The 19,422-nt window shown below is 66.5% G+C and carries 14 protein-coding genes; 4 read left to right on the top strand and 10 right to left on the bottom strand.

The features are described from left to right. Positions 1-6: 6 nt before the first annotated feature. From AB4Y42_RS18390 to AB4Y42_RS18380, 3 genes are all read right to left on the bottom strand, one after another. A complete protein-coding gene (locus tag AB4Y42_RS18390) occupies positions 7-996 on the bottom strand; it encodes an AAA family ATPase (RefSeq protein WP_368694957.1) in 990 nt (329 codons plus the stop codon). A 62-nt stretch (positions 997-1,058) separates the two neighbouring features. Further along, positions 1,059-2,528, bottom strand: coding sequence for an amino acid permease (locus AB4Y42_RS18385; RefSeq protein WP_368694939.1), 1,470 nt, complete (start codon positions 2,526-2,528; stop codon positions 1,059-1,061). Between the two features lie 646 nt (positions 2,529-3,174). Beyond that, positions 3,175-4,590, bottom strand: a complete 1,416-nt coding sequence (locus tag AB4Y42_RS18380; RefSeq protein ID WP_368694938.1) for an NAD(P)/FAD-dependent oxidoreductase — start codon at positions 4,588-4,590, stop codon at positions 3,175-3,177. Between the two features lie 332 nt (positions 4,591-4,922). Between AB4Y42_RS18380 and AB4Y42_RS18375 the strand changes: the two genes are divergently transcribed. The 3 genes from AB4Y42_RS18375 to AB4Y42_RS18365 all read left to right on the top strand — a co-directional run bounded on the left by AB4Y42_RS18375 (position 4,923) and on the right by AB4Y42_RS18365 (position 9,078). Beyond that, complete coding sequence (locus AB4Y42_RS18375; protein ID WP_368687773.1) at positions 4,923-5,786, top strand: IclR family transcriptional regulator; 864 nt, start codon at positions 4,923-4,925, stop codon at positions 5,784-5,786. Positions 5,787-5,983: 197 nt separating this feature from the next. Further along, positions 5,984-7,621, top strand: coding sequence for a GMC family oxidoreductase (locus tag AB4Y42_RS18370; RefSeq protein ID WP_368694956.1), 1,638 nt, complete (start codon positions 5,984-5,986; stop codon positions 7,619-7,621). Positions 7,622-7,758: 137 nt separating this feature from the next. Beyond that, on the top strand, positions 7,759-9,078 hold the full coding sequence (locus AB4Y42_RS18365; protein WP_321922481.1) for an MFS transporter: 1,320 nt from the start codon (positions 7,759-7,761) through the stop codon (positions 9,076-9,078). A gap of 39 nt (positions 9,079-9,117) precedes the next feature. On the opposite strand, the gene AB4Y42_RS18360 is transcribed toward AB4Y42_RS18365, so the two are convergent. The 4 genes from AB4Y42_RS18360 to AB4Y42_RS18345 form a co-directional block, all read right to left on the bottom strand. Next, a complete protein-coding gene (locus AB4Y42_RS18360) occupies positions 9,118-10,125 on the bottom strand; it encodes a GTP-binding protein (RefSeq protein WP_368694937.1) in 1,008 nt (335 codons plus the stop codon). Further along, positions 10,122-11,798: an amidohydrolase gene (locus AB4Y42_RS18355; RefSeq protein ID WP_368694936.1), complete on the bottom strand. Its 1,677-nt coding sequence runs from the start codon at positions 11,796-11,798 to the stop codon at positions 10,122-10,124. The genes AB4Y42_RS18360 and AB4Y42_RS18355 overlap by 4 nt, the downstream gene beginning before the upstream one ends. Before the next feature lie 15 nt (positions 11,799-11,813). Further along, entirely contained in the window at positions 11,814-13,226 is a 1,413-nt protein-coding gene (locus tag AB4Y42_RS18350; protein WP_368687778.1) for a sodium:solute symporter, read from the bottom strand. A gap of 72 nt (positions 13,227-13,298) precedes the next feature. Next, positions 13,299-13,502, bottom strand: a complete 204-nt coding sequence (locus tag AB4Y42_RS18345; protein WP_324157821.1) for a DUF3311 domain-containing protein — start codon at positions 13,500-13,502, stop codon at positions 13,299-13,301. A 211-nt stretch (positions 13,503-13,713) separates the two neighbouring features. Here AB4Y42_RS18345 and AB4Y42_RS18340 point away from each other — a divergent pair, with 211 nt between their 5' ends. Further along, a complete protein-coding gene (locus tag AB4Y42_RS18340; protein ID WP_368694935.1) occupies positions 13,714-14,673 on the top strand; it encodes an NAD(P)-dependent oxidoreductase in 960 nt (319 codons plus the stop codon). A gap of 99 nt (positions 14,674-14,772) precedes the next feature. On the opposite strand, the gene AB4Y42_RS18335 is transcribed toward AB4Y42_RS18340, so the two are convergent. The 3 genes from AB4Y42_RS18335 to AB4Y42_RS18325 form a co-directional block, all read right to left on the bottom strand. After that, positions 14,773-16,155 (bottom strand): MFS transporter, encoded by a 1,383-nt coding sequence (locus AB4Y42_RS18335; RefSeq protein WP_368694934.1) that lies wholly within the window; start codon positions 16,153-16,155, stop codon positions 14,773-14,775. Positions 16,156-16,230: 75 nt separating this feature from the next. Beyond that, positions 16,231-17,898 (bottom strand): AMP-binding protein, encoded by a 1,668-nt coding sequence (locus AB4Y42_RS18330; RefSeq protein WP_368694933.1) that lies wholly within the window; start codon positions 17,896-17,898, stop codon positions 16,231-16,233. Then, on the bottom strand, positions 17,895-19,349 hold the full coding sequence (locus AB4Y42_RS18325) for an aldehyde dehydrogenase family protein (RefSeq protein WP_368694932.1): 1,455 nt from the start codon (positions 19,347-19,349) through the stop codon (positions 17,895-17,897). Before AB4Y42_RS18325 ends, AB4Y42_RS18330 begins: the two co-directional genes overlap by 4 nt. Positions 19,350-19,422: the final 73 nt, after the last annotated feature.

The raw sequence follows: 19,422 nt of genomic DNA, 5'->3' as shown, positions 1-19,422 counted from the left end.
TGGCACTCACGCGCGCGCCTTCCGCGGTTCGCCGCCCTCGCCGCCCCTTGCGGTGGACGCCGCGTCCAGCTCGACGCCAAAGCAGCGCTGATAATACTCGGCGACGATCGGCCGCTCCGCTTCGTCGCACTTGTTGAGGAACGTGAGCCGGAACGCCAGCGCGGGATCGCGGAAGATCTGGCAGTTCTCGGCCCAGTCGATCACGGTGCGCGGCGACATCAGCGTGGAGAGATCGCCGGTTGCGAAGCCTTTGCGCGTCATCGCCGCCATGCTGATCATCGAATCGACGAGTTGCCGGCCCGCGTCGTCGGTCATCTCCGGCACGCGGGCGAGCACGATGCCGGCCTCCTCCTCGCGCGGCAGGTAGTTGAGCGTGGCGACCACGTTCCAGCGGTCCATTTGCGCGTGGTTCAGCATTTGCGTGCCGTGATACAGGCCGTTGAGATTGCCGAGGCCGATCGTATTGGTGGTCGCGAAGAGGCGGAAGTGGGCGTGCGGGCGGATCACGCGATTCTGGTCGAGCAGCGTGAAGCTGCCGTCGCGCTCGAGAATGCGCTGGATCACGAACATCACGTCGGGGCGGCCCGCATCGTATTCGTCGAAGATCAGCGCGACCGGACGCTGCAGCGCCCACGGCACGATCCCTTCCTGGAACTCCGTGACCTGGCGGCCGTCGCGCACCACGATCGCGTCCTTGCCGACGAGATCGAGCCGGCTGATATGGCCGTCGAGATTCACGCGCACGCAGGGCCAGTTCAGGCGCGCGGCGACCTGTTCGATATGCGTGGACTTGCCCGTGCCGTGCAGCCCCTGCACCATCACCCGCCGGTTGCGCGTAAAGCCGGCGAGTATGGCGAGCGTGACTTCGGGGTTGAAGCGATAAGCCTCGTCCACGTCCGGCACGTGGGCGTCGCGCTCGCTGAAGGCCGGCACCATGAGGTTCGAATCGAAGCCGAAGCGCTCGCGCACCGACACCATGCGGTCCGGCCCCTCCATCGCGCGTTCCGTGGTCATCGCGGTCTCCTTGTCGCGTTCATGACTGCATGCAGACTGCGGCTTCATTTGCCGAAGCGGCCAGCGCTCGATTCTGTCGTGGCGGGCGTCCACGTCGCGAAGGACGACGCGTAGTCGCGGGCACGCTCGCGGATGCGCGCGCGGCGCTGCAGCCATGCGTAGGTGACGAGCAGCACGGCGAGGCTCGCCACGCCGAGCCAGAGCGGCTTGCGCTGCTCGGGGATGAACGCCATCGCGACGAGAATACCCACCATGCCGGCAATCGCCACCCACGTGAGGTAGGGGAAGCACCACATCTTCACGCGCAGCTCGCCAACGGCCGACGGATCGAGGCGCTTGCGCAGGCGCAGTTGCGACAGGGCGATCAGCAGATAGACGAAGATCGCGACCGTGCCATACGAGTTGACGAGGAACGCGAACACCGTATCCGGCGACACGTACGACATCACGACCGACACATAGCCGAACACGGTGCCGAGCAGGATCGCGCGCACCGGCACGCCGCGGCGGTTGACCTTCGCGAGCGCCGCCGGGGCGTCGCCGCGGCGGGTCAGTGCGAACAGCATGCGCGAGGCCGCATAAAGCCCCGAATTGAGCGCGGAGAGCACGGCGGTCAGCACGATCGCGTTCATGATGTTCGCGGCGGCGGGCAAGCCCATCACCTGGAGCGCGCTCACATAGGGCGTCGACATGGCCGGCGAATTCCACGGCACGAGGGCGACCACGAGCAGCACGGAACCCACGTAGAACACGAGGACGCGCGTGATGACCGAGTTCGTGGCCTTCGCGACGGCCTTGGCGGGCTCGCGCGCCTCGGCCGCTGCGATCGTGACGATCTCCGCGCCGAAGTAAAAACCCGTTGCCGCGACGGCGCCACTCAGTACCGGCCCGATGCCCTTCGGCATGAGGCCGCCATGGCCGAGCAGCGTCGGCAATACGGCGGTCGTGTGCAGCGACGACGGCCACAATCCGAGGACATAGAGGCCGCCGAGAAAGAGGAAAACGATGATCGCCGCCACCTTGATCGAGGAGAACCAGAATTCGAATTCGCCGTAGCTGCCCACCGAGATCAGGTTCGTTGCGCTCAGGAGCACGAGCAATACGAGACTGATGAGCCAGGCGGGCGCGTCGGGTAGCCAGAACTGGACGAGCTTGGCGCCCGCCACCGCCTCGACGGCGACCACGATCACCCAGAAGTACCAGTACATCCAGCCGGTGAGGAAGCCGGCCAGCTTGCCCGGTCCGCGCCAGGTGGCGAAGGCGAGGCGCGCATATTCGTAGAACGAACCGACTGCGGGCATGGCGCAGGCCATTTCGCCGAGCATGCGCATCACGAGGACGACGAGGCCGCCGGTGATGAGGAAGGAGAGGACGGCGGCTGGGCCTGTCTGCTGGATCACGACGCCGCTGCCGACAAAGAGGCCGGCGCCTATTACGCCGCCGAGGGCGATCATTGTCATGTGGCGCTGTTTTAGGCCGCACTTCAGTTGCTGGTTGTCCATCGGGGGTTGCATGTCACCTCCACAGATATCGGATTCGGATTTCGGTGCGCCTTTTTGGGTGGCGCTTTTTTTGTTTTTTGTTTTGTGGGTTTTCTTGTTTTCGCGTCGGTACGGACGCGTTGCCCCTGTGCGGGGCGGCACCTACTTTTCTTTGCAGCGGCAAAGAAAAGTAGGCAAAAGAAAGCCGCTCAAACCGCTAATGCCTGCCACCGTTCACATCTCGTCGTAACTGGTGAATGGCTCCGGAGCGTCTGTCGCCTCGCACCACCCAAGTTAGTGACAAAGGGCTCATTCATCCCGCTGCTCGCTTCGCGCGCTGCGGTTGGGCCTGCATGGGAAACCGAATGGTACGAATGAGCATTCGCGAAAACTCATGTGCCCCACTGGTGTTTGGTTATGCCCTTCGGCGCGCGGAGCGCCGCCGGAAGGATGAGCGCCTTGTCACTAAGTTTGGTGGTGCGGGGTGACAGACGCTCCGGAGCCATTCACCACGTATGGCGAGATGTGAACGGTGGCAGGCGCTGGCGGTTTGAGCGGCTTTCTTTTGCCTACTTTTCTTTGCCGCTGCAAAGAAAAGTAGGTGCCGCCCCGCACAGGGGCAACGCGTCCGTACCGACGCGAACACAAGAAAACCAAAGAAAACCAAAAAAACCCAAACTCAAGCCTTCTCATCCCGCCTGAAATACTGCAAATAAAGCATCCTCTGCCCAATCCGCCGGAACGGCGCAAACGGATGCCCAGGCAACGGCGTGGTAAAAATCGGCAGCGTAAGCTGTCCACCCTTACCAGCGATACGCTCAGCAAGCCGCCTCCCAGCCTGCTGCGAATAAGACACCCCATTCCCCCCATAGCCAAGTGCATAAAACACCGATTGCCTGGGATCGGGCTGACAAACCCGAGGCATCATGTCGTGGCTCACATCCACCCACCCCCACCACGAATAGTCGATCTGCACGCCGCGCAGCGCCGGAAACTTGCGCGCCATGCCCTCCTTGAGCAGATCGAGATGCCGCGGATTAGGCGCATCCTCACCGGTAATCGCGCTGCGGCTGCCAATCTGCAACCGCCCATCGGGCAAGAACCGATAGTAAAAGCGCAGCGTGCGCGTATCCGTGAGCACCAGAGTCGTGCGAAAGCCGCACGCGGCGATCTCGGCTTCGGTAAGCGGACGCGTAACCATCGAATTAGAGAGAATCGGCATGACCTTGCTACGCAGCGTGGGATGCAGCGTCTGCGCCGTGTACGCGCCGGTCGCGATGCCCACCGCGCGCGCCCGCACCACGCCGCCCGGCGTGCGCAGGTGATGCACGCCGTTGATGGTCTCCCATCCCATCACCGGGCTGCTCGTGTGGACCTTCGCGCCAGCAGCACGTGCGAGGCGCAGATACCCGAACGCGAGCTTCAGCGCATGGATGCCGATCCCTTCGGGCTCGTGCAGCGCGCCGGCCGCCTCGTGGTCGTCGACGAACTCGCGGCGAAACGTCTGCGCGCTCAATAGCTCAGACGGGTAGCCGAATACGTCCTTCCAGACCTTCGCCTCGGCGGCGAGCTTCGCCATGATGCGCGGCCGGTGTGCGATCAGGAAGTGGCCGCCCGGCTGCGGATCGCAATCGATCTCGGCAACGAGTTCCTTGAAATGATCGAAGCCCTGCTGGATCTCGTCGTGCATTTTCAGGGCGACATCCTTGCCCCAGCGCTCGATCCATTGCGAGCGCGAGAGTCGGCCCGAAGCGTTCTGCCCCTGTCCGCCATTGCGGCTGCTGCAGCCCCAGCTCGTGCGGTTCGCCTCCAGCACCACGGCCTTGATGCCATGCTCGCGTGCGAGGCAGAGCGCCGTGGCGAGCCCCGTGTAGCCCCCACCGATGATCGCGACGTCCACGTCGAGATCTTTCGTGACGGGGCCGTCGTCGGGCGGCGGGCTGCCCGCCGTCGCGACCCAGTAGGTCGGCGCATAATCCTTGCCGACGCCCGGGCCCGGCGAGACGAGCGGATCGTACTTGGGGTCGTACTTCGTGGAGCCGGAATCGCTCGCGGCAAAGCCGGCGGCGGCGGGATCGACTGTGCTGTATCCCATGATCATTGCTCCACAGGCTTCGTGAAGACGCTTGCACGCTCCGCTGCGAGAGCGGTTCCTGCCGACTGCCTGTTCGTCATGCCTGTCTCCTTGCAAAGCTGTCGTCGTTCTTTGGCGCTCTGTTGGGAAAAATTCTAGGCAGACCAGAATTGCACAGGTAGAGCCAGTGGCCCGGTATCGCCTGGTACAGCGGCCTGGTACGGTTCGGAAATCATTCGCATGACATATCGGGGTAATCCGCTACGTAACGCCGCGAACTTTGCGCTCATACTGAAAAAAGCCCGGAAACTCGAACAATTCGTTTCATTTCCACGCCCTTCAGGAGGAGACCGATGCGCGACACAGCGCGAGAGACGACGCAAACCCCACCGCAAATCAGGGCGAAAGACCATACCCCCGCGCTGCGCGAAGAATCGTCGGCGGATGACGCCCGCGTGCTGCGCGCGCTCGTGGTGCTGGAGCAACTGGCGTCCGCGGGCCAGCCGTACACGCTTTCGCAGTTGTCCGCCCGGCTGCATATTCCCAAGGCGACACTGCTGCGGCTCATCGATTCGCTGGAAGCGCGCGGCTACGTGATCCACATGCCCGATTCGCGCGGGCACGACCGCAGCATCGCGCTGGGCCCGCGCGCGGCGCAGCTCGCGCTCGCCACGCTCGCCAACAACACCTTCACGCGCTCGTGCCGCGTGCTGCTGCGCACACTCGTGGAATCGCTCGGCGAAACCTGCAATCTCACCGCGCTCGACGGCGACCGCGTGCTCTATATCGAGCGCGTCGAGACGACGGAGCCGTTGCGCATGGAGATGCGTCCAGGCATGCACGTTCCGCTGCACTGCACCGCGAGCGGCAAGCTCTTTCTCTCGCAGATGAGCGTGCTCGAGCGCAACGCGCTGCTCGAACGCCTCGTGCTGACGAAGATGACGCACCGCACCCTGACCGCCCCCAAAGCGCTCGCGGCCGAGCTTGAGCAGCTCGCGGTGCGCGGCATCGGCATCGACAACGAAGAGTTCGTGCGCGGCATGGTGGCGATTGCGGTGCCCGTGCGCGACCCCGCCAGCAAACGCGTGCTCGCCGCGCTCGCCGTGCATGCGCCGACCGCGCGCGCGACCCTCGAGGAACTGCTGGAGTCGGTGGGCCGCATGAAGCAAACGGCGAGCCGGCTCGCGCCGCTGCTCCAGGGGCTCTCGCTCGCCTGAGCGGGCCCCGGCGCGTCGCCGCTTCGGCGGCAAAAGGTACGCGCTGCGCCGTGGCTTTCTGATTCCGTTTCGGCAGTTTCCGTTTCACTTTCGGCCCGTGCGTGCGATCGCCGCTTGCGGTCGGCATCCCCTTCCCCGACATTGATCCGAAAACGCGGCGCGTCATGCCGCCCCTGGATTTCGAGGAGACGGGATTCATGGACCATGAGGTCGACTACCTGATCGTCGGCGCCGGATCGGCCGGTTGCGTGCTTGCCCACCGGCTCAGTGCCGACGCGCGCAACGCCGTGCTGCTGCTCGAAGCGGGTGGCGAAGACAACAATCCGTGGATCCACGTCCCGGTCGGGTACTTCAAGACCATGCATAACCCCGCGCTCGACTGGTGCTATCGCACCGAGCCGGACGAAGGCGTGGCCGGCCGGCAGATCGACTGGCCGCGCGGCAAGGTGCTCGGCGGATCCAGTTCGCTCAACGGCCTGCTCTACGTGCGTGGGCAGCGTGAGGACTACGATCGATGGGCGGCGCTCGGCAATCGCGGCTGGAGTTATGCCGACGTTCTCCCGTATTTCAGGAAGTCCGAGGATCAGGAGCGCGGCGCGAACGCGTGGCACGGCGTAGGAGGACCGCTGAAAGTCTCCGACCTGCGCTTGCGCCGGCCCATTGCCGACCATTTCATCGCCGCCGCACAGGAAATCGGCATCCCGCTCAATGAGGACTACAACGGCGCGGTCCAGGAAGGGGTCGGCTACTTTCAGCAGACGGCTTATAACGGTTTTCGCTGGAGCACCGCGAAGGGCTTTCTCAAACCCGCGCGCAAACGCAGCAATCTGATCGTGGAAACGCGGGCGCAGGCGAGCCGGATCCTGTTCGAAGGGCGCCGCGCGGTCGGCGTGGAGTATCTGCAGGACGGTGTGAAGAAGACTGCGCGGGCGCGCGTCGAGGTCATTCTCGCTTCGGGTGCGATCGGTTCGCCGCAAATTCTTCAGCACTCCGGAGTTGGCCCGGCTCATGTGTTGCGCAATGCGGGCGTTGCCGTACTGCACGACTTGCCGGGCGTCGGCCAGAACCTGCAGGACCATCTTCAGGTGCGGCTCGTGTTCCGCACGCGCGAACGCACGCTCAACGACGAGGTCAACCATCCGTTGCGCAAGGCGTTGATCGGCTTGCAATACGCGCTCTGGCGCACCGGGCCGCTCACGCTGGCGGCCAGCCAGGTGGCGATCTTCACGCGCTCGAACCCCGCGGTCGAGCGCCCCGACATCCAGTTCCACATGCAGCCGCTGAGCGCCGACAAGCCCGGCCAGGGCGCGCATCCGTTCTCGGCATTCACGGCGTCCGTCTGCCAGTTGCGTCCCCATAGCCGCGGCAGCGTCGAAATCCGCTCCGCCGACCCGCTTCAGTACCCCGCCATTCGCGCCAACTATCTGTCCGATGCGCGCGACCATCCCGTCGTGATCGGCGGCATTCGCGTGGCGCGCCGCATCGCCGCCGCGCCGTCGCTTGCGCCGCACATCGTGTCCGAGTTCGTGCCAGGCGAGCGGTATCAGAGTGATGCCGAGTTGCTGGAAGCCGCGCGCCAGTTCAGCCAGTCCATCTATCACCCCGCGGGCACCTGCAAGATGGGCCGCGACGCGACCGCGGTCGTCGACGATCGCCTGCGCGTGCATGGCCTCGCTGCGCTGCGCGTCGTCGACGCGTCGATCATGCCCGAGCTTGTTTCCGGCAACACCAACGCCCCCGTGATCATGATCGCGGAGAAAGCCGCCGACATGATTCTCGAGGACCACGCGAGCCTCACCGAGCCGCAACGGGAGCATGCCGAGGCCCACCCCTGAAGTCACCACACTCAGGGGCTCAAGCAAGTAGTTCATTCAGCACCGAAACGACACGCAGTAAATAAAGGATACCTGACGAAAAAACCGGATTTTCAAGGAACCGCACCGCACCAGGTGCGCCCAAAAAGGAGACAGCCATGAACGCATTGCCCCGCACCGACGCCAGGCAGATGAGGCGCGTGGTCGTCGCGAGCCTGATCGGCGCGACCATCGAGTGGTACGACTTCTTCCTCTACGGCGTCGTCGCCGGCATCGTCTTCAACAAGCTTTATTTTCCGAGCGGCGATCCGCTCATCTCGACGATGCTCGCCTACGGCACCTTCGCGGTGGGCTTCCTGAGCCGTCCGCTCGGCGGCATCGTGTTCGGTCACTTCGGCGACCGGCTCGGCCGCAAAAGCATGCTGATCATGACGCTCTCGATCATGGGCGTCGCCACCGTGCTGATCGGCACCGTGCCGACCTATGCGCAGATCGGCCTGTGGGCGCCCGCGCTGCTGCTCGTCCTGCGCGTCGCGCAGGGCCTGGGCCTGGGCGGCGAATGGGGCGGCGCCGTCCTGATGTCGTTCGAATACGCGCCCGAGGGCAAGCGCGGCCTCTATGCGAGCATTCCGCAGATCGGCCTCGCGATCGGGCTGTGCCTCGCGTCGGGCGTGGTCGCGCTGCTTTCGTCCGTGCTCAGCAATGCGCAGTTTCTCGCCTGGGGATGGCGCGTGGCGTTCTTCCTGTCCTTCGCGCTCGTGGCGATCGGCATGTATATCCGCCTGCGTGTGCTGGAAACACCCGAGTTCGAACGCGTGAAACAACAGGGCGCCGAGGTCCGCGTGCCGATCGCCGAGGTGCTCTCCCGCTATCCCGGCAACGTGCTCGCCGGCATGGGCGCGCGCTTCATCGACGGTGTGTTCTTCAACGTCTTTGCCGTTTTCACGATCGCCTATCTCACGCAGACGCTCAAGCTCTCGCGCACCGACGCCCTGCTCGCCGTGATGGCCGCCGCTTTCACGATGATCTTCACGATTCCGTTTTTCGGCCGCCTTTCGGACCGCATCGGCAGGACCCGCATCTACTTCTGGGGCTCGCTCTTCACGGGCTTGTCGTCGTTCTTCGGCTTCTGGCTCATGAAGCACAGCGGCGGCTCGCCTGTGTTCGTGTGGATCGCGGTGATCATTCCGCTAGGCGTCATCTACGCGTCTGTGTACGGACCCGAGGCGGCGCTCTTCGCGGAGCTGTTCGACGCCAACGTGCGCTACTCCGGCATCTCGTTCGTCTATCAGTTCTCCGGCATCTTCGCGAGCGGCATCAGCCCCATCATCGCGACCTGGCTCTTGCAGCGCAACGGCGGCGATCCGTGGCTCATCTGCCTCTACACGATGTTCGCGGGTCTCGTGAGCGCGCTCTCGGCCGCCTGGGTGGGCCGTCGCCATCACACGCGACATCTGGCCATGAGCGGGGTGCGGTAAAGGGTTCGCCGCGCTGCGCGCGCGGCATGGAATGCGGCACTAGGCGGCGGCATGCACGCAACACGCGAGCAGTCCGTCGCGCAACGTCGCTTCGGTTTCCGGATCGATGAAGCCGATGAAGACGATGACGCTCTCCGCGCTCGCCGCCGCATGCTCGCTCTGCGCGGGCGGCGTCATGCGCAGCCGGCGGGCAGCGACCTGGCACACGCGGGTGCCGATGCCGCCATCCGCATCGGCCACGCGCACGAAACCCTTCGCGCGCAGGATCGTGCGCGGCAGCGCCTTGAGCCATGCACGCAGGCGCGCCTTGTCCAGCACGTCGGGCGCGGCAAGCGTCACGCTTGCGAAGGCGGGCAACACGCCGGCGTTCGACCCGAGCGGCTGGTGCTGCCAGCGCCTGGCATCGGCGAGCGCGCGCGTTTGCGGCACGCTTGCGTCGAACAGCAGCGCGGGCGGGACGCGGCCGTGATCCGCGGCCACGACGATGTCGGTGGGCGCCAGCGCGCACACGTCCGCGACGGCTCGCTCGCGCGCACCGGCCTCGATCAGATCGAGCTTGGTGACGATCACCGCACTTGCGCTGTCGATCTGCTGCTGCGCCATCGTGCCGACCAGCGGATCGGCGAGCGTGTGCACGAACTCGAGCGCATCCGCAATCACGAGCACCGCCGTGAGACGAAACGCGCCGTTGAGCAAGCCCACCTGGGCGATCTTCGCTGGGTCGGACACGCCGCTCGCCTCGATCAGCAGCAGGTCTGGCCGCTCTTCGCGCGCGGCCAGACGAGCAAGCGCATCGACGAGCGCACCCCCGATCGTGCAGCAGATGCAGCCGTTGTCGAGCTCGATCACGTCGTCGCTGCGCGCGCGCACGAGCCGGGCGTCGATATTCACGGCGCCGAAGTCGTTGACGAGCACCGCAATGCGCTTGCCGTGCGGCGCCTCCAGCAACTGGTTGACCACCGTGGTCTTGCCCGCGCCGAGGTAGCCGCCGATCACCGCGAGGTCGATCGGCGCGTGCGCGGTCGCGGGCGTGGCGGCGGGATTCATCGCGGGGCACGCATGACGCGTCCGCCGAGCACTGTGCCCCACACCGGCACGTCCTTCAGTCGCTCGGGCGCACAGGTGCTCGGGTCTTCGTCGAGCACCGCGAAATCGGCGAACTTGCCCACCTCGATGCTGCCGATCAGGTGATCGAGCCGCAGCGTGTACGCGGCGCCGAGCGTGATCGCATGGAGCGCCTCGTCGACCGTGAGCCGCTCCGCCTCGCCCAGCACGCGGCCGCTGGCCGTTTCGCGCCGCACCGCGCACCACGCGGTAAACAGCGGGCTCAACGCCGTGATGGGCGCGTCCGAATGCAACGCGCAGGGAATGCCCATGCGCTGCGCCGAGCCGGCCGGGTCCATGCGGTTCGCGCGGTCCGGGCCCATGGTCTGGCCGTAGTGCGCATCGCCCCAGTAGTAAATGTGGTTCGCGAAGAAGTTCACGCACAGGCCCAGCGCACGGATGCGCCGCAACTGCGCCGCGTCCGCCATCTGGCAGTGCTGCAGCGTGTGCCGGTGGTCGAGCCGCGGATGGCGCGCGAGCAGCGTCGTCAGCGCGTCGAGCACGACCTCGGTCGCTTCGTCGCCGTTGGTGTGGATATGCAGCTGCAACCCTGCGCAGTGGTACGGCTCGAACACCTCGACCAGTTGCGCGGGCGGAATCAGCCACAGGCCGTTGGGCTGCCCGCCCGCATAGCCTGGCCAGCGCACGCGTGCCGTGAAGCCCTGGATCGAGCCATCGACGATGAACTTGACCGGCCCGAAGCGCAGCTTGTCGGTAGTGCCCGCCATCGCCTCCAGCACGCCGGCTGCGCTCTGTGTTGGATTACGCTGCGGCGCGAACGCGGGCACGATGCGCACCGGGTACTCGGGGTCGGCCGTGACGCTGTGCAAGGTCTGGTTGCCCTGGGGCGAGAGATCGTTGACGAGATCGGTGGCCGTCGTCACGCCCGAGAGTTGCGCAACGCGGCCGAAATTCCAGACCGCGTGCGGCTTCTCGCTGGCCGCGATCGCGAGCTTGCCGCCAATCACCTGGTAGATCGGGAACATCGCCGCGAACTCCTGCAGTTCGCCCGTGGGCCGGCCCTGCGTGTCGCGCGCGATGCCGTCCACGTCGGTGTCCTCGTCGATGCCGGCGAGCGCGAGCATCGCGCCGTTCACGTTCATCAAATGCACGCTCGCATGGAGAATCGCGATCGGGCGGCTCGCCGAGACCGTGTCCAGTTCGCGTGTCGTCAGACGCGCCGCACCGAAGTAGATCGGATCGAAGCCCCACGCGAGCAACGGGCCGTCGTCGGTCATGGCGCGTTCGGCTTCCGAGAGGCGTTCAAGCACCGCGTCGAGCGTGCGCAGCCCGTGCCACAGCTTGCCGTCCGGCCCGCGACGGTCGTAGTAGCCCACGTAGACCGCATCCCATACCGCGCCTTCCATCAGGTGGCAATGGCCTTCGACGAGCCCCGGCATCAGCACCTTGTCGCGCAGCGTGTCGTCGCGCGTGCAGGCGCCGTATTGCGTCTCCCACCGCGCGGCGTCCTCGCTCGTGCCGACCGCGAGAATGCGCCCCTCGCGCACGGCCACGTGCGTCGCGTGCGGCTGGCCGGGGTTGAGCGTGAGGATGCGGCGCGCCGCGAAAACGGTGACCGGCTGACCGGCAGAAGCAGACGAGGCTTGCGGATTCATTGACAGGCTCAACTCCTATGAATGATGGTGAAGCGGATCGGGCATGCCATAGCGCCGCCCGGACGGCCGCAACAGGATATGTCCCACGAAGACGACGAGCACGTTCACAGCCAGGCACACGAGCCCGAGATTGATGCCGCCGAAGCCGATATGCAGCACGTAGCACACGATCGCGAGGCCCTGGCCGCAGACAATGCCGGCCGCCACCGCGCCTGGCCGCACCTGGCGTCCGGCGAGCAGGATCAGCATGCCGGGGAGGAACTGCGTCACGCCGTAGTAGGTCAGGTTGATGAGCAAGAGCATGAGGTTCGGCGTGAGCAGCGTGGTGGCGATCGACACCAGCAGATAGGCCACGATCACGAATTTCGCGGTGCGCTTCTGGCGCGTCTCGGGCAGGTTCGGAATGAGATTGCGCGTGACGATCGGCCCGATCGCGAGACAGATGCCCGCCAGCACGAGCAGCCCCGAGAGGGCGGCGCCCGCCGCGACGAGGCCGAGCAGCCAGTCGGGCAGCAGGTGGACGGCGGCCGCGAAGAACGCGTCGTTGGGCGAGGCGAGCTTGAGGTTCGCGCTGATCGCATAGTACGAGGCCACCACGAGGAACGGGTACATCATCATGTAAAGCGGCATCGCGATCTGGGTCCGGCGGATCGTGTTGGGCCCGCGCGCCGTGAAGAAGCCCTGCGCCGCGAACGGCATCATGTAGAAGCCGAGAGACTGGAACAGCATCGTGCTCATGGAGAAGCGCAGCTGCGGCGGCGTCATCGCGTTGCTCACCTGATGGCTCGCGGCATGGAACACCTCGTGCGTGCCGCCGGCCATCCACGCGGCGGCCACGCCGGTCACGACGATCGCGAGCAGCATCAGGATATCCTTGAGCACGGCAATCCAGGCGGAGGCGCGCACGCCGGAAATGGCGATATAGGTGAACGCGAGCGCGGCGCAGACGACGATCAGCCAGACCGGCTGAACGTGCCAGCCGAGTCCCTTGAGTGCGGACACGAGGCCCGTGAACTGAAGTTCGCCCCAGGGGATCAGGAACAGGATGGACGAGCCCGCGACGATCAGCTCGAGCACGCGGCTGCGATAGTGGCCCTTGAAGAGGTCCGCCTGGGTAATGGCGTTGTGCCGCTTGCCGGCCTCCCAGATGCGCGGCCCGATGAAATAGCCGATCGGGTAAGCCAGCAGGATGTAACCGAGAAACCAGATGCCGTAGGTCGGCCCTTTCGCATAGATGCCCCCCGGAAAGCCGACCATCGTGCCGATGCTGTAGATCTCGCCTGCCGTGAGGAAGAACACGAGCGCGACGCCGAACTGGCGCGACGCGACGAAGAAGTCGTGCACGCTCTGCTTGCCGTGGCCGCGCCGGGAGCGGATGGCGAGATACAGCGAAAAGGCGATGAGGAGCGAGAAGACGAATGTGGACATGCGCGGCTCTCCAGGGTGGAGACGATGGGATGGGCGGTGGCGCGCGGATGCGGTCTGCGCCGCGGGCGCTCGCTAGTGCTCGTTCGCGTAGCGGTGCCGGTCGAAGCAGCGCCAGCAGATGAAGAGACACCCGGAGGTCAGCAGGAACCAGGCGAAGATCCACGCGTAGATGAAGGGCACGCCGAAGACGTAGCGGTCCTGCTGTGCGGCCACCCACGGCAGCGCGCCGATGACGCCCAGAAAAGGGAGGCCGATTCCGATCAGATACCTGAGCATCCTTGTCTCCTTTTGGGGGCCCGGGCGCGCTGCTCCAGTCGCGAGCGAGGCTGGCCAGGCCGTCTTGTTGTACCGAGTATCGGCTGACAAAAACGCGCGCGGCTAGTGCCAGACGCGCCTTATCGTTGAGTCCAGGCCGCGTCCAGCTCGCGCCCAGGCCGGCGCCGCCTCGTGCGGACGCCGCTCAGGCGCCGCGCCGATAGCTGAGATAATGAAACCGCCCCAGCCTCAAACCCCACTCCAAGGAGCCACTGTGAGCCAATCCGCATCCTCGTCCGCCCCCAATCCGGTACGCCGTGTCGCGTTCCTGGGCCTCGGCGTGATGGGCCATCCCATGGCCGGTCATCTCGCCAAGGCCGGGCTCGACGTCACGGTCTACAACCGCACCGCCGCAAAGGCCGCGCAATGGGTCGCCGAATACGGCGGCCGCGCGGCCGCCACGCCGCGCGAAGCGGCCCAGGGCGCCGATCTGGTGCTCGCCTGCGTCGGCAACGACGACGACCTGCGCAGCATCGCGCTCGGCGCGGACGGCGCCTTCGCCGGCATGGCCCGCGACACCGTGTTTGCCGACCACACGACCGCCTCCGCCAACGTCGCGCGCGAACTTTCGGCCAAAGCCGCCGAACATGGCCTGCATTTCATCGACGCGCCCGTGTCCGGCGGCCAGGCGGGCGCCCAGAACGGCAAGCTCACGATCATGTGCGGCGGAGAAGCCGCCGCCTTCGAGCGCGCGAAGCCCACGCTCGCCCACTACGGGGCGGCCGTGACGCTGGTGGGCGCAGCGGGCGCCGGCCAGCTCGCCAAGATGGTCAATCAGATCTGTATCGCGGGCCTCGTGCAGGGGCTGTCCGAGGCGATCAACTTCGGCGAGCGCGCCGGGCTCGACATGGCGCTCGTGCTCGACGTGATCGGCAAGGGCGCCGCCGCGAGCTGGCAGATGGACAACCGCGGCCAGACCATGATGGCCAACAAGTTCGACTTCGGCTTCGCCGTGGACTGGATGCGCAAGGACCTCGGCTTCTGCCTCGACGAAGCGAAACGCAACGGCGCGGCGCTGCCGGTCACGGCGCTCGTCGACCAGTTCTACGGCGACGTGCAGCGCCTGGGCGGCAGCCGCTTCGACACGTCGAGCCTCATCTGGCGCCTGCGCAAGCTCGACGGCGGCGCATAAGGCGTACCTGGGCGACGGCCCCCGCAAGGCACCGGAAGCCCCCGGACGCCTTCAGGGCCGCCGCACGTAGTGCCTCACGCCTCGCCTCCCCTGCGAGGCTCAACGCCACCAGCGCAGCGGCCGCCGCAGCGTGTGCCGCTCGAGCCGCACGGTCGGCATGCTGTCGAGGAACGCGAACGCCCCTGCCTCTTCCGGGCCCATGCGCCGCTCGCGTTCCTCGTCGGCCTCGACCGTGCGCGCGGTATCGATGAAGAGCGCCGCGACGATCCCCAGCGCCAGCAACCCGGCCGAGATCAGGAACGGCACGTTGTAGCTGCCGGTGTGCTGGATCAGGTATCCGAACACGACCGGCGACACCATCCCCGCAATGCCGAAGCCCGTGTTCATCATGCCGCCCGCCGTGCCCGCGTACTTGCCGGCGATATCGAGCGGCAGCGTCCACAGCACCGGATTCGTGATCTCGAGGAAGAAGAACGAAGCGGAGAGGAACAGCACCGCGACCATCGGGTTCGAGACGGACACCATGGGCAGCAGGAAAATGAGCGAGCCGCCCATGCCCGTCACGAGCACCGAGCAGCGCGCGAAGCGCAGCCGGCCCGTCCACTTGTAAATGCGGTCGGAGACCACGCCGCCGAGCGTGTCGCCCACCACGCCCGCGAGCAGCGGCAGCGCCGTGAAGAGCGCGAGCTGCTTGAGATCGAAACCGCGCGACTCCTTCAGATACGACGGCAGCCACGTGAGATAGACCCACAACAGCCAGCCATAGCAGAAGTCGACGAACGTGACGAGCCACATGCGCCGCACGAGCGCGCGCCACGGCGTCGCCTGGCGCTTCGCGCGGTCGCAGTCGCCCTTGCAATAGCCGATCTCGGCGGTTTCCTCGGGTGTGACGCGCCGGTTCTGTTCGGGCGAGTTCGTGAATACGAAGAGATAGAGCACCGTCCACATGAGGCTCACGATGCCGAGCAGAATGAACGCGTCGCGCCAGCCGCCTGCCACGACCACCGCGAGCACGAGCGGCGGTGTGATCGCGCCGCCCAGGCGCGCGAAGCTGTGCGTGATGCCCTGCGCGAAGCCGCGTTCGCCCACCGGCATCCAATACGTGAAAGCGCGTGTGGCCGTGGGAAACGCCCCGCCCTCGCCCACGCCGAGCGCGAAGCGCAGCCCCACCAGCATCGCGACACTACCGGCAAAGCCCGTGGCGAGCGTCGCCGCGCCCCAGATCAACGAAAGCACGGTGAGCACGATCTTCGGACCGAACTTGTCGGAAAGCCAGCCGCCGATGATCTGCATGACGGCATAGGGATAGGCGAAGGCGGAAAAGACCAGGCCGAGCTGCACCGCGCTCAGGCCCATTTCGTGGCGGATCAGCGGTCCCGCGACCGCGATATTCACGCGGTCGATGTACGAGATGAAATACATCAGACACATGACCGCGAGAATGATATGGCGCGTCTTGACGCGCTGCGCGTGCTGCTTCATGTCGTCGTCTCCTGAGTCTCTCTTTTGTGTCGCCGGGTCGGATGCGCGCATTGGCGCGCGAGGCGCAGTCGTGTATCAGCCCGAGGGCGTCACGAGCTTCAGCCGTTGGACCTTGCCCGAGGGGCCGCGCGGCAGTTCGTTCACGAAGCGGATCTCTTTCGGCGTTTTGTAGCGGCCCAGTTCGCGCAGGCAGTGCTCGCGCAGAGCGTCCGGGTCGGGCGCGCCGTGCCAGTGCGCCTCGCGCGCCACCACGAACGCGACGATCTCCTGCCCATAGGTGGGATCGGGCACCCCGACGGCCGCCGCGTCGAGCACGCCCGGATGGCGCAGCAGCGCCTCGTCGATCTCGCGCGGCGCGATGTTCTCGCCGCCCTTGATGATCAGTTCCTTCGAACGGCCGTTGATGTAGAAGTAGCCCTCGTCGTCGCGATAGCCGAGGTCGCCGGTGTGCAGCCAGCCGTCGGCGGTGAACGCCTTCGCCGTTTCCTCGTGGCGCTTGTAGTAGCCGCGCATGAGCTGGGCGCCGCGCAGCACGATTTCGCCGCACTCGTTCGGTCCGCATTCACGGCCGTCACGATCGATCACGCGCGCTTCGCCGCCCGATGGCAGGCCGATACTGCCAATGCGGCGCTGCGATGCATCGTACGGATTGCTAAAGACGGGCGCGGCGGTCTCGGTCATCCCCATCGTTTCGATGACGCCAATGCCGAAGCGCGCCTCGAAGGCGCGATGATGATCGGCGGGCAGCGCGGCAGACGCGCTGCGACAGAACTTGAGCGCCGAGAGGTCGAGCCCGCGCGGTTCGTCGCCGTTGAGGAGATAGGCGACGATGGTCGGCACCACGTTGATCCACGTGCAGCCGTAGCTGGCGGCGTCGCGCCAGAACGTGCGCCCGGAGAAGCGCGGCGTCAGCACGACCGAGCCCGCGTGCCAGAGCGGCGCAAGCAAGGTCACGACGAGGCCATTGATGTGATAGAGCGGCAGCGATGCCAGCACGCGGTCGTCGTCGGCGAGCCGGTGCTCGAGGCTGATGTTGCGCGCGTTCGCATGGAGGCTTGCGTGGCTGAGCAGCACGCCCTTCGGCGAGCCGGTCGTGCCTGAGGTGTACATCAGGAGGGCGATGTCGGCCCCATCGGGCCCGGACCGGGCTTCTTCCACGGGCGCTGATTCCAGGACCGGGAGGCCCGCGAGGCTCGCCGCCGCCGGCACAGCGCTCGCCTCATGGGCGGTCACAGTTTCGAGTGCGGGCAGCACCGGCAAGGCAACGGCATCCGGCTCCGTACGCACGAGCGCGATGTTGCGCGACATGCCCTGCTCGCGCAGCGCGGCGAGCGCCGCCGCGAGCGCGACGCTGGTCTGCGCGCTCGCGAAGATCATCCGCGTATCCGAATGCTCGACGATATAGGCCAGCTGCGACGCCTGGCAAAGCAGGTTGAGCGGATGCGCGATCAGTCCGCTGTACATCGCGCCGAGCAGCAGCGTGGCAGTCTGGATGCCGTTGCCCATCAGGACCGAAACGACGTCGCCCGGCTTGAGGCCGGCGTCGCGAAAGCGGCTCTCGAGCGCGCGGCAACGATCGAGCAGTTCGCCGAAGGTCAGCGTCGCGCCCGCAGTGGCGCTGTCGGCGGCTGCGTCGGCATCTTCCGTGGGGCCTTCGTCGGGCGCGGCCAGCAGGAAGGGCTTGTCCGGGTACTGCGCGGCGCGGGCTTCGATCAGCGCGCGGATCGTGGCGGGCGCGCTCATTGGCCGAACCTCCGGAAATAGTCGCCGAGCAAGGTGTCGAGCTCGGGTACGTGTTCCGTGATGGGGTACGCCACCCGCGTGATGTTCAGGTACTGGCGAAAGCCGAGATTGTCCGAGAAGTTGTTGCGCCCCCAGGTCCCGCAGCCCATCGAGAGCGAGAACGGCAGGCCGTTGTCGAAGTTGCCGCCCGTCGCAAAGCAATGCGCCTGGTTGACGATCACGCGCGCCACCGGCAGCGTCGAACCCAGCGTCACGGCTTGCTCCGGGTCGTCCGTATGCAGGCCGACCGAGTGGCCCGCGCCCATATACGCGTAGAGGCTGCGGACGATATCCGCCGCAGCGTCGAAATCGCGCGCGCGGTAGACCGTGAGCACCGGCGCGAGCTTTTCGCCCGAAAAAGGATGCGCTGCGCCGAAGCCGCTCTCCTCGACCATCAGGAACGCGCCTGTGTGCGCCGCGACCTCTGCCACCTCGTCGAGGCCGGCGGCGCGCGCGATCTGTTCCGCGGATTTTGCGGTGCAGCGCGCAGAGAGCTTGCCGTCGGTCCACATCGCCGCCTGCAACCGCGCCTTTTGCTGCGCGTCGAGCAGCACGCCGCCACACGCGGCGAGTTCGTGCAGCATCGCGTCGTAGACCGCCTCGTCGATCACGACGCTGTTCTCCGACGAGCAGCTCGTCGCGTTGTCGAAGGTCTTCGACGCGGCAATCTTGTGCGCCGCATCGCGCAGGTTCGCCGTGCGCGTGACGATCGACGCGACGTTGCCGGCCCCCACGCCGAAGGCCGGCGTCCCGCTGGCGTAGGCCATGCGCACATTGGCCTGCGAGCCCGTCGCGACCACGAGGTCGGCTTCGCGCATCAACGCGGCGGTGGCGACCTTGTCCACCGGCGCGGGCAGCATCTGGACGAGCGCCGGGTCCTGCCCCGCTTTGGCGAACTGCGCGTGGATGAAGCCGATGAGCGCCTCGCACGCGCCATAGCCCTTCGGCGAAGGCGCGACGATCACCGCATTGCCGCATTTGAGCGCGTTGACGATCTTGTTGACGGGCGTCGCGGCCGGATTGGTGGACGGCGTGATCGCCGCGACCACCCCGACCGCGCGCGCGATTTCGACGATGCCTGTGGCCTCGTCACGCGCAATCACGCCGCAGGTCTTTTTCCCATGCAGGTCGCGCAGCAGCCCGAGCGTCTTGCGGTAGTTCTTGCGGAACTTGTCGTCGGCGTTCCCGAGTCCCGTGTCGCGCACCGCCAGCTCGGCTAGCTCGCGGTTTCGGCCGGGCTCCATGATCGCCCACGCGGCTGCTGCTGCAGCGGTGTCCAGGGTTGCCTGCCCGGCGAACTCGAACGCTTGCTGCGCGGCACGCGCGCGCGCCACGAGCGCGGCGATCTGCGGCGCGGGCGCTTCGGGTTTGCCCGCACCGGCGGCATTGGCGACGGTCTCTCTCACATTCATCGGCGCGCTCCGATCAAATAATTGGCTGTACTGCCAATCTATTCATCGGCGCGTGAATGCGAGTCCCGATTCC

The organism is Paraburkholderia sp. EG286B, from assembly GCF_040965655.1.
GTDB lineage: Bacteria > Pseudomonadota > Gammaproteobacteria > Burkholderiales > Burkholderiaceae > Paraburkholderia.
The sequence above is the reverse complement of the archived record's forward strand: the minus strand, read 5'-3'. Positions and strand labels throughout refer to the sequence as shown.